At 41.7% G+C, this 10,615-nt stretch carries 11 protein-coding genes and 2 pseudogenes; 12 read left to right on the top strand and 1 reads right to left on the bottom strand.

What is annotated here, in order from left to right; translation table 11 throughout:
• The 11 genes and pseudogenes from R1Y93_RS12750 to R1Y93_RS12700 form a co-directional block, all read left to right on the top strand.
• A partial coding sequence (locus tag R1Y93_RS12750; protein WP_500823105.1) for a DUF3427 domain-containing protein occupies window positions 1-1,977 on the top strand: 1,977 nt, incomplete at its 5' end.
• Window positions 1,978-1,998: 21 nt separating this feature from the next.
• A pseudogene (locus R1Y93_RS12745) lies at window positions 1,999-2,402 on the top strand ((deoxy)nucleoside triphosphate pyrophosphohydrolase).
• A gap of 183 nt (window positions 2,403-2,585) precedes the next feature.
• A pseudogene (locus tag R1Y93_RS12740) lies at window positions 2,586-3,043 on the top strand (ferritin-like domain-containing protein).
• Between the two features lie 158 nt (window positions 3,044-3,201).
• Window positions 3,202-3,378, top strand: a complete 177-nt coding sequence (locus R1Y93_RS12735; RefSeq protein ID WP_500823104.1) for a response regulator — start codon at window positions 3,202-3,204, stop codon at window positions 3,376-3,378.
• A gap of 21 nt (window positions 3,379-3,399) precedes the next feature.
• Window positions 3,400-3,873: a response regulator transcription factor gene (locus R1Y93_RS12730; RefSeq protein ID WP_500823103.1), complete on the top strand. Its 474-nt coding sequence runs from the start codon at window positions 3,400-3,402 to the stop codon at window positions 3,871-3,873.
• A 234-nt stretch (window positions 3,874-4,107) separates the two neighbouring features.
• Window positions 4,108-4,431 carry a HAMP domain-containing protein gene (locus R1Y93_RS12725; RefSeq protein ID WP_500823102.1) on the top strand — a complete coding sequence of 108 codons (324 nt, stop codon included), beginning with the start codon at window positions 4,108-4,110 and terminating at the stop codon, window positions 4,429-4,431.
• Window positions 4,409-4,957, top strand: coding sequence for a sensor histidine kinase (locus R1Y93_RS12720; RefSeq protein WP_500823101.1), 549 nt, complete (start codon window positions 4,409-4,411; stop codon window positions 4,955-4,957). Before R1Y93_RS12725 ends, R1Y93_RS12720 begins: the two co-directional genes overlap by 23 nt.
• A 118-nt stretch (window positions 4,958-5,075) precedes the next feature.
• Window positions 5,076-5,762, top strand: a complete 687-nt coding sequence (locus R1Y93_RS12715) for a hypothetical protein (protein ID WP_500823100.1) — start codon at window positions 5,076-5,078, stop codon at window positions 5,760-5,762.
• Window positions 5,657-7,450, top strand: a complete 1,794-nt coding sequence (locus R1Y93_RS12710; RefSeq protein WP_500823099.1) for an ABC transporter permease — start codon at window positions 5,657-5,659, stop codon at window positions 7,448-7,450. The genes R1Y93_RS12715 and R1Y93_RS12710 overlap by 106 nt, the downstream gene beginning before the upstream one ends.
• Window positions 7,451-7,470: 20 nt before the next feature.
• Entirely contained in the window at window positions 7,471-8,226 is a 756-nt protein-coding gene (locus R1Y93_RS12705) for an ABC transporter ATP-binding protein (RefSeq protein WP_500823098.1), read from the top strand.
• A gap of 277 nt (window positions 8,227-8,503) precedes the next feature.
• Window positions 8,504-9,028, top strand: a complete 525-nt coding sequence (locus R1Y93_RS12700; RefSeq protein WP_500823097.1) for a DUF6198 family protein — start codon at window positions 8,504-8,506, stop codon at window positions 9,026-9,028.
• Between the two features lie 14 nt (window positions 9,029-9,042).
• Here the strand turns inward: R1Y93_RS12700 and R1Y93_RS12695 are convergent, their stop codons facing one another.
• Window positions 9,043-9,582, bottom strand: a complete 540-nt coding sequence (locus tag R1Y93_RS12695) for a helix-turn-helix domain-containing protein (RefSeq protein WP_500823096.1) — start codon at window positions 9,580-9,582, stop codon at window positions 9,043-9,045.
• A 459-nt stretch (window positions 9,583-10,041) separates the two neighbouring features.
• On the opposite strand from R1Y93_RS12695, the gene R1Y93_RS12690 reads away from it, so the two are divergent.
• On the top strand, window positions 10,042-10,458 hold the full coding sequence (locus R1Y93_RS12690; protein ID WP_368189847.1) for a hypothetical protein: 417 nt from the start codon (window positions 10,042-10,044) through the stop codon (window positions 10,456-10,458).
• Window positions 10,459-10,615 lie beyond the last annotated feature (157 nt).

Raw genomic sequence — 10,615 nt, 5'->3', positions numbered from 1 at the left:
CAGCCGGATGACTTTGATTGCATTATTTTGGATGAAGCACACCATAGTTCTAACAATATCTACACCAAGGTCATTAATTATTTTAAACCGAAGCTGTTCTTGGGCATGACAGCAACTCCGGACAAACGGGATGATGACCAGGACGGTAAAAATATCTATGAGATCTTTCATTATCAGATTGCTCACGAAATTCGTTTGCAGCAGGCTATGGAAGAGGATCTGCTTTGCCCGTTTCATTATTTTGGGATCAGTGAAGTGATTTCACTGGATGACAAAACATTACAGAGTACGAAGCTGACAGATGAAGAATTTAATCAGCTTACCAGTGATGAGAGAGTAAGACATGTGATCCAACAGTCGGAATATTATGGCTACAGCGGTGATCGTGTAAAGGGACTTATTTTTTGCAGCCGTGTGAAGGAATGTGAGGAATTATCACGAAAGTTCAATGCACTGGGATACCGTACAGTTGCATTAAGTGGTAATGACAGTGAGGAGATACGCCAGGCAGCATTTGAAAGACTGGCCATGGATGAAGCTGCTGCAACAGAGGAGATGCAGCCGCTGGATTATATTTTCTCCCGAGACATATTAAATGAAGGCGTAGATATTGTTGAAGTGAATCAGGTTATTATGCTTAGACCTACACAGTCACCGATTGTATTTATTCAACAGTTGGGACGAGGACTGAGAAAAGCACCAGGGAAAGAATATGTTGTTGTTTTGGATTTTATCGGGAATTATAATAATAATTTCATGATACCGGTGGCATTATCAGGGGATCGTTCCTATAATGCGGATGTGATCCGCAAGTACGTGATTAGCGGGAACAGTACGATACCTGGGGCATCGACCGTTCATTTTGACCAGATTTCCAAGGACAAGATCTTTAAGTCAATCGACAGGATCAAAGGTATGAAAGCCTTGATCAAAGAAAGCTATATTTCTTTGAAAAATCGACTGGGACGGATTCCGCTTCTGTATGATTTCTATGAGAATCAGGAAATTGATCCGCTGGTGATCATCAGAGAATATAAAACATATGATGCCTTTATGCAGGCCATGGAAAAGGATAAATACAAGAATTGTTTAAGCGAACAGGAAAAATTAACACTGGAGTATTTGTCCAAAACGGTTCTTTCAGGAGTGCGTCCGGATGAGCTTGCAATACTTGGTCAGCTTCTTCACAAAGATCAGATCGGGATTGGGGATTTTGCAGAGGAATACAAAAAGAAGTTTGGATTTGAGATCAGCATAGCACAGGTAAAGGATGCTGTTCAGGTGCTGCAGGGACATTTTGTGAGTAAAGAAGCAGAATATCAGAAATTCAGTCAGATCAATATCCTGGAAAGCACCCGGCCTGGAATGATCCAAAGAGTGCAAAGCTACGCTGAAAGGCTTACACACAGGCAGTTCTATACACAGGTGGAAGATATTATAAAGGTTGGTATTGCCAGATATCAGGAGAAGTATCTTCCGGGAAGGAGTGCGGACAATCCCTTTGTGTTATATGAAAAGTATTCCAGAAGGGATGTCAGTCTGCTTATGAACTGTGGTAAGGATCTTTCTTCTATCATGTATGGTATGAAACGAATTAAAGACGATGTTTTTATTTTCATTACCTATCATAAAGAAGAGAGCCAGGATGAGAAAAATTATGTGGATGGAAAACCGGATTACGCAGATGCATTTGAGGACAATCTGATCTTTAAGTGGGACTCACAGATTGGGAAAGGTCTGGACAGTTCTTATATGCAGGATGTGCTTGGAGCTGCAAGAAAGCATTTACTTGTGAAAAAATCAGATGCGGAAACAAGCTTTTATTACATGGGACAATTTGATATCGTAAAAGCTTTCAATGCACAGAAAGAAGATAATCGTGGACGTATGCAGCCGATCGCTAAAGTCACTATAAAAATGCATCATGCAGTGAGAGAGGATTTATTAAGATACTTGCAGTCTAATATTACGGCATAAATAGTTAGAGGTATTCAATAGATGAAAACAATAAAAGTAGTAGCAGCAATTATCTGCGACAATATGAAAGAGAAAAATAAAATATTTGCAACAGCAAGAGGCTATGGTGAATTTAAGGGCGGATGGGAATTTCCGGGAGGAAAAGTAGAAGCCGGAGAGACACCACAGCAGGCTCTTGCAAGAGAGGAATAATGGAAGAACTGGATACAGAAATCAAGATTGGTGAATGGGTGGATACGATTGAGTATGATTATCCCAGCTTCCACCTTTCTATGGATTGTTTTTGGGCGGAGGTAACCAAAGGCCATCTTGAGCTAAAAGAAGCAGAAGCTGCAAAGTGGCTTACCAAGGATCAGTTAGACAGCGTTGCCTGGCTGCCGGCAGATATCTCTTTGATCAATACGATTGGGAAGTATATGAAATAATCGAACTGGTGGAGCAAAACATTAGCAAGCCCCTTAATGATTGAGAAACTTAGGATCTTTGAAGCGGGCTTGTCTGCTTTATTACGAAGAAAATGAATAATTACTATTGCTGTGGCACATAATATCATCATGAATCATACAAACTTATCACAGGTTTTAGACCTGTGGGAAAGAGGCAGAAAGATGATATTAAGTGACAAAGAGACAACTGTGATCAAAGATTTACAGACACAGGAGCAGTCCTGCGTGGAAAAATACCAGAGATATAGTAAGCTTGCTAAGGATCAGGTGCTTGTTGATCTGTTTACAGACTTGCAGGGAAAAGAGCAGAAACATTTGGATTCGCTTACGCAGGTATTGTCTGGAAGAGTACCTTCTTGTGATTGCAATGACTGTGCGGGGAAAGATTATCAACCAACCGCAACGTACAGCATGGCACCTTCAGAGGATAAGAAGGCAGATAGCTTCCTTGCAACCGATTGTATCGGAACAGAAAAACTTGTTTCTTCTACTTACAATACGGAAGTGTTTGCATTTGCAGATCCAGGTGTGAGAAAACTTTTGGCAGATATCCAGATCGAAGAGCAGAGAATCACGCGGAGATGCTTTATACGTCTGACACTGTCAATAGCATGGCATAGTGGATGTGTAGAAATAACCCCGCTGAGTTTTCGGCCGGGTTTTATAATGCTGTGATATCGGGAATGATCAAACATTTTGCTTTTTTAACTTTGACTGGTAGATGTATAATCTGTATATCAGTTACAGGACATGACTGAACCACAGGAGGGAGAAACAGGTGCCGGATATTATCATTGTAGAAGACAACATAGAAATCGGGACACTGTTATGCGATTTTATCAGAAAAGAGAATTATACCGTAAGTCTTGCAGAAACAGGGGAAAAGGCTCTTGATATTTTTGAAAGGTATGGCGCTAATTTGATCGTGCTGGATATACGGCCGGTGGCCAGCTGACGCGGATGGCTACTTCTGTCTGTGCCAAAAAATCGGGAGACTTCCAATGCCCATATTCTCATCGCAAGTGCCAGGACAGATAAAGAAAGCACATTAAAAGGCTTGCAGATCGGAGCAGATGACTACATCAGCAAGCCTTATGATATTGATATACTGATGGCAAAGATCAATGGAATCTTCAAGCGGAAATATGCGTTGGATGAACTTGTGTGCGGCCATCTGAAGCTGAATAACGTATCCCAGACCCTTACTGTGAATGGAAAGCCTGTGAATGTTACGGAAAAGGAATTTCAATTACTAAAGCTTCTGGTCGAGAATAAAGGAACTACCCTGAAGAAGGAATACTTGTTTAATCGTGTGTGGGGCAGTGACAGCGAATCCGAACTGCAGACCCTTACTGTTCACATTAAATGGCTTCGTAAGAAGATTGAGCAGGATCCGAAGGATCCAAAGCACATTATTACTGTGTGGGGGACGGGGTATCGATATGAATGATTACAAAAAATTTGCAAGAAGATTCCTTGGGCTGGAACTGGTATTCATTGGGATTGCCAACCTGCTTTATTACCTATGGATTGCAGATCCTGAACCTAGTGATCCAGAAATTACCAGGAAAAAACAGATACGATTTACAAGGTTTTTTATACTCGGACAGACTACAGAACATGGATCCTTATGGATATTGCCCTGGGAATCCTGTTTTTCATGTCTGTTTTTTTAGTGGTTTATATGAAGGAAAAAATAATAAAGCCTTTTCACAGAATGGAGCATCTTACAGAGGAACTGGCAAAGGGGAATCTGTCTATGCCGATTCCTGCAGAGAAAAGCAAATACTTGGGCAGATTTTTATGGGGAATGGACATGCTGCGGGATACTCTTGAGGATAATAAAGAAAAACAACTACAGTTGCAAAAGGAGAAAAAGACCCTGATTCTGTCTCTTGCACATGATATCAAGACGCCTTTATCTGCCATCAACCTGTACGATAAGAGTGCTGAAGGAAGGGCTTTATACAACGGAAGAAAAGCGTGTGGAAGCATACCATGGCATTGAGAAAAATGTAAAAGAGATCGAAGATTACATCAGTGAGATCACGGAAGCTTCAAGGGAGGATTTCCTGCATCTGACAGTGAATCCGGGAGAAGTTTATCTTTCAACTGTGATAGAAGCGATTCGGATGCTTTATGAGGACAAACTGGGACAGCTGCATGTCAGCTTTGGAATTCAGGCCTATACAGACTGTTTATTAAAGGGAGATCCTGACCGGCTGATCGAGGTATTGCAGAACCTTCTGGAAAATGCGGTGAAATACGGGGATGGAGAAAGAGTTAATATCTCTTTTGGAGAGGAAGAGGATTGTCTGCTGATCCATGTGATCAATTCCGGCTGTACACTAAAGGCAGAAGAGCTGGTGAATCTGTTTGATTCTTTTTATCGAGGCAGCAATGCAGGCTCTGCCAAAGGCTCCGGGCTGGGGCTTTATATCAGCAGGCAGCTGATGCGGAAAATGGATGGGGAAGTATATGCGGAAATCCAGAAGCAGGATTTTGCTGTAACTATGGTTGTGCGAAAGGTATGACCGGTGTAAAAAGCAATGATGAAGATAAAAAATAATTACTGAACAGCAGGCATTTAAGGATTGTTTAATAAATTCTCCTGTAAGATGGATACATCAAATAAAGGGAGGAAAATCCAGGATGTTTTTTCGTATTTTGAAAAAAGATTTAAAAAGAAAAAAAGTGATGAATGCTGTCCTTCTTTCTTTTATCCTGCTGGCTGCCATGTTTGTGGCAAGCGGACTCAGTAATGTGGTCTCTGTTATGAACGGAACAGACCATTATCTGAAAAAGGCCGGGATCGGGGATTATGTGGTGATCTCCATGGGAGAAGAAAGCAAGACAGCGCTGGAAGATGTGCTGCAAGGAAATGATGATATCAAAGAATGCCGCATAGAACCTGTGATCTGGGGTGATAAATCCAATCTGAAAAAAGCGGACGGAACAAAGATCGAAGCGAAAAACTCAGTAGTTTTCCAGGTTTTGGAAGACAGTCAGCTGAAATACTTTGATAAAGACAACAAACAGATCACAGAAATCCAGCCCGGGCATGCCTATGTAACCGGGGATTTTATGGAAGAAAATCATCTTAAGACAAGTGATAAGATTACGGTTACACATGACAGTGTATCTTTTTCCGTAATTTTGGACGGCACAGCCAAGGATGCGCTTTTCGGTTCACCTATGATGCAAAACAGACGGTTCTTTTTAATGAAAGGGAAATGGAAAAGCTGTTTTCAAATGAGAATGTACGTGATAAATATCAGGGGCAGGTGTGCTATATTGACCTGGCAGATGGTGCACAGGAGTCGGATCTGGCGTCCCTGATCTCTGAAGTACCAGGAGTTATGTTTTCTGGTGCATATTCCATGATAAAAACTACGTATGTGATGAACATGGTCGTAGCATTTACAATACTGATCTTAAGTGTGTGCCTGATCCTGATCTCTTTTGTTGTGCTGAAGTTCTCCATTACATTTACCATTTCCGAGGAATTTCGTGAGATCGGGGTTATGAAGGCGATTGGTATCCGCAATTTCAGGATCCGCAGCCTTTATCTTATAAAATATCTGATGATGTCTGTGGTAGGAGCCGGGGCAGGGCTTGGGTTTAGTGTTCCTTTTTCAAAGCTGCTTTTACAGTCTGTAAGTAATAATATGGTGCTGGAGGCAGACAATCATTTTCTGCTGTCAGCGATTGGTGCAGTCCTAGTGGTAGGCGTGATTCTTCTTTTTACATTTCGGTGTACAAAGCTGGTGAAAAAGTATTCACCTATTGATGCTATCCGTTCCGGTGAGACAGGGGAACGATATAAAAAGAAATCGCCGTTCAGGCTTGGGAAAAGCCGCAGAAGTACCAGTACATTCCTGGCAGTGAATGATATATTCAGTGCGCCGAAACGGTACATGACCATTATCATTGCTTTCTTTATCTGTACCCTGTTTGTGCTTGTGTTTGTGAATGTGAGTGCAACCCTGCGAAGCGATGCTTTTGTTACAACTTTTGGAAAACGAAGCGATCTGTATTATCAGGATCAGGAGGCTGGGATCAACAGCATGACCCAGGATGGGGAAAAACAGGTAGAAACATATCTGGCTGATCAGGAACAACTTCTGGCTGATGATGGAATGCCTGCAAAGATGTGCGTGGAAGCATTGTATAAATATAAAGTGCGGGTAAAGGATAAAGATTATTCTCTTTCCTGCCAGCAGGGAATCCATACAAATGCATCAGAGTACGAATACACGGAAGGGGAGGCACCTGGAAATAAAAATGAAATTGCCATCACCCCTACTATTAGCAACCTGACAGGTGCGAAACTTGGAGATACCATGTCAATTGATTTTGGGACAGAAACAGTTGATTGTGTGGTGGTGGCATATTTCCAGAGTATGAATCAGCTTGGACAGGTGATCCGGCTTCATGAGGATGCACCTACAGATTTTAGATATCTTTCAACTTTGATGCCTTATCAGATCAATTTCCAGGATCATCCGTCTGCAGAAGAGATTGAAACTCGTAAAGAAAAAGTAGAAAAGCTGTTTGAAATCGATCATGTGATGAATGCAGTGGAGTATTGTGATGATATGATGGGTATAGCATCTACTGTGGAGGCTGTGCAGTATCTTTTGCTTGGTATTACACTGATCGTGATACTGCTGGTATGCGTTCTGATGGAACGGTCATTCCTGGCAGATGAAAGAAGCCAGATCGCTATTTTGAAGGCTATTGGCTTTGGCAGCTCCAGGATCATCAGATGGCACATCATGCGGTTTGGAATAGTTACATTATTTGCAGTGCTGTTGGCTGCATTATGTTCCGTACCGGTAACATACCTGGTAGGAAATCCGCTGTTTGGCATGACAGGAGCCGGAAAGGTTTCCTTTGTGATCAGTCCTTGGAAAATTTTTCTTATGTATCCGGCAGTGATTTTATGTATAACATTTTTGGGAAGCGGCATTACCGCATTGTATATCCGGAAGATCAAAAGCAGCGACACAGCGAACATCGAGTAGCAAAAAGGGAGGAAATTAAAATGGCAGCATTACTTTGTGCAAAGAATCTTTGCAAAACATATGTTATAGATAAACGACAGAACAATGTACTTAGAAATGTAAATCTTCAGGTAAATGAAGGAGATATGGTGGCGATCATGGGACCGTCCGGTTCCGGGAAATCCACGCTTCTATATGCAATATCCGGGATGGATCGTGCAACTGGCGGACAGGTGCTTTTTGAAGGAAAGAATCTGACTACCCTCAGTGAAAAAGAACTGACAAAGCTTCGGCTGGATGAAATGGGATTTATTTTTCAACAGATGTATATGATGAAAAATCTGACTATCCTGGATAATATCATACTTCCGGCTGCAGAAAGCAAAAAAACAGATGAAAGCAGAAGCCAGAAGCAAAAAAGAGGAGAACAGCTGATGCGTAAGCTGGGTATTATTGAAATCGCTGATAATGATGTGAATGAGGTATCCGGTGGACAGCTTCAGAGAGCCTGTATCTGCAGAAGTATGATGAACCAGCCAAGACTGTTGTTTGCAGATGAACCTACAGGAGCTTTAAACCGTACCTCTTCCAATGAGGTAATGGACGAACTGGTAAAGCTGAATCGGGAGGGTACGACTATTGTAATGGTTACACATGATGCAAAGGTTGCCGCCAAATGCAGCAGGATCCTTTATATTGTAGATGGCAATATCAAGGGAGAATATACCCATCCGGAATATATAACCGCTGAAAAGGAACGGGGACTGAATAACTGGCTGATGGATCTGGGCTGGTAGGATAAAAGAATCAATGATCGGTTTTTGCTTGACGATTTGGTCATGATAGGGGATAATAGTCTTTACACACTCTGTCATGTGAGGAGTACTTTACTGCTCAGAAAGATAAGGCAGCGAGAAATAACAGAAAAGATTGGTGAGTAAAAATTGGGATTGAGGGAAAAACTTTTTAAAGATATCAAAATTAAAAATTGCATTATTGCTGTGTTGAGCAGCACGTTTCTGGCCTTTGGTCTTTATCATGTCCATTCGCTTTCCGGGGTGACAAGAAGGAGGCGTGATCGGCCTGAACCTTTTGCTGGAGCATTGGTTTGGCATATCGCCTTCGGTTACGAATTTTGTAGCCAATGTGATCTGCTATGCGTTAGGATGGAAAATACTGGGCCGTATATTTCTTGTCTATTCAGGTATAGCCACAGTAAGCTTTTCTGTGGCATACCGTATCTTTGAACAGTTTGAGCCCTTATGGCCTCAGCTTTATAACATGCCTTTGGTGGCATCTGTCGTAGGAGCAATATTCGTAGGTGTTGGAGCCGGGGCATGTGTAAGGATCGGAGGTGCTATTTCCGGAGATGATGCCCTTGCAATGGGAGTATCCCATTTAACGGGCCTTAAGGTACAGTGGGTGTATCTGATCAGCGACCTTGTGGTGCTTGTGCTGTCTATCAGCTATATTCCGCTGAAGAGGATCGGGTATTCCCTTCTGACGGTGATCATATCCGGACAGCTGATCGGAATCATACAGGATTTTGACATAAGTAAATTAAGATCCGGGCAAAGAGATCCAAGGCAACCGGATTGATAGAAAAGGGTGGTTTAATTACCGCCCTTTTCTTGTTTTAATTTTAACTTTTCTTTTTCTTTGTTTAAAAGCTCTATGTTAAGGTTATTTTCTCCTGCGGTTTTGTCTACCCACAGATTCAGGGAATCAATGGCCAGGGAAACTTCATCCAGCTTTTGGCTGATATATGCAAAATCATGGATCTCATCGTCCGTGACTTTCCCGTCTCTGGCAATCTGGATCAGTCGGCTGGTAAGAGGATTGATCTCATTCAGACTTGCAATGGTTTCCAGGATAATGGTGGAGAGCTCGGAAACCTCAATCTCAGGTACATATCTGTCACCAATGGTACACTTGTGGGAACAATAATAGTTGCACAGGTCCGGCCGCCTGTAACAGTCTGCCATTTGGACGATGTCATATGGCGTAGGATCCTGCAGTTCGTATTCTATTTTTTCAATTCTTGAAGCGGATACACCGATCATTTTTTCGCTGGCTTTTTCACGGGTCAGTCCCTGCTCTTCGCGGCAGATCTGATAAATTGTTTTATTCTCACGGGTAGATTGCTTCCCCATACTGGCTCCTCCCTATATCTCCAAAAACAGAGAAATATGTGCTGTTATTTCAATAAAGCAGATGTATATTTTGGTGCTGTGTTTTATTATACTGGATTTATCAGTTGACAGCAAGGAAATAAAAAAGAAAGAAACGAGGTATGGATGTTATCGAAAGAAGAAGGATGATACGGATACTGGAAGAGATGAGACAAAATCCGGAATACAGCAACAGGCTTGGGATAAAAGATAAATCGGTTTTCAAGCCGGCACAATATGAAAGCAGAGGAAGAAGAAATGATAAAGAATGAATGGCTGATCGTAACTGTGGTTGGAACACTGGTAAGAATGATTTTATTTATGTAGGACGCATTACCAAAAGAAAGAAATTCAGAAAATGGATTTATTTCAGCAACAAACAGCGATATAATGTATGATATGAACAGGAAGAAAAGGTAGTATACAATAAGGAGAATCATCATGGGATATGATATAGAAAAAGAAAAAAGAGAAGCCATTGAGGCAGGTCAGAGAGCATTACATAGCCTTCGGGCAGCGCAGGATAATCTTTCAAGTGCAAGGAACTGGGGCTTGTGGGATATTTTTCAAGGAGGATTCTTTTCCAGTATGGTGAAGCAGTCCAAGATGCAGCAGGCCAGACAGTGTATGGAACAGGCCAGATATGATCTGGATAATTTCAGCAGAGAGCTGCGAGACGTAAGTATGATATATGACCTGCATATTGAAACCAGTGATCTTCTGACTTTTGCAGATGTCTTTTTTGACAATGCATTTGTGGATCTGATGGTTCAGGACAGGATCAACAAGGCACGCAGACAGATTGACGAAGCCATCCGCAGGGTGGAAGATGTATTAAGACAGCTGCAGAGATATTGATGATATTAAAAGATATTGAAGGATTTTAAAGGAGTGACACAGAGATGTTTACATTATTATTTATTTTTTGTATGTTCGGAGTGTTTGGAAAGCTGTTTTGTTTTGGACTTAAGGCAGCCTGGGGGATTTCCAAATTTGTATTAAATATTGTATTTCT

This window comes from Blautia sp. HA3515, assembly GCF_059933065.1.
Note: the sequence above shows the minus strand (reverse complement) of the source record. Positions and strands in the feature narration are given on the sequence as shown.